General features: G+C 42.0%; 1 protein-coding gene. It reads right to left on the reverse strand.

Annotation, left to right across the window (positions count from 1 at the left end):
- The coding region (locus PVV64_RS10410) for an autotransporter outer membrane beta-barrel domain-containing protein (protein ID WP_273760908.1) at positions 1 to 595 on the reverse strand (595 nt) is incomplete at both ends.

Here is a 595-nt window from a genome sequence, read left to right on the forward strand (position 1 = left end):
GTTTTCAGTTGCTGTAACGGTTTTGGTTAAACGCCCACCAACACGGATCATCCATTGATGAGGATTGTTCATATCAATGGTAAAGTGATCGGCATCTGAAATTGTATCAAACATCAAACGTTGATAGGCAAGTTGTGCTTGGGGTTCAAAGGTAAGTCCTTGAATACTGGTGGCAAATTGTTTGCCCATAGTGGTGGAGATACTCCACATCTTGGCATGTTTCAATTTTGCAGTTGTACCAATAATAGCATTGGTGATGTCACCTTTTAAGACACCATAGGATAATAGGGTATCAAGATAGACACCATTGTTATGGTGTATACTGCCATAGGCTGTGATGGACCATTTATCTACCGTGCTCTTAGATGCATCTTTCATATTTTTTGGAGTGAAGGACAGTTGTCCATAGGTTCCAACAAGACCGAAATTTGTTGTGGTATTTTGCCCTTCTATTGCGGCAAAGTTCACGCCTCCTTGTAGAGCGGCATAGCGCAGATGTGCACCACTATAACCATATTGGCGAGGAGCGTTTTCAGAGGAGAAGTTTCCTGTCCCACCATAGGTGTATAAGAAGAAACCACTCTGTTTTTCTTGT

This window comes from Bartonella sp. ML70XJBT.G, from assembly GCF_028618575.1.
Taxonomy (GTDB): domain Bacteria; phylum Pseudomonadota; class Alphaproteobacteria; order Rhizobiales; family Rhizobiaceae; genus Bartonella.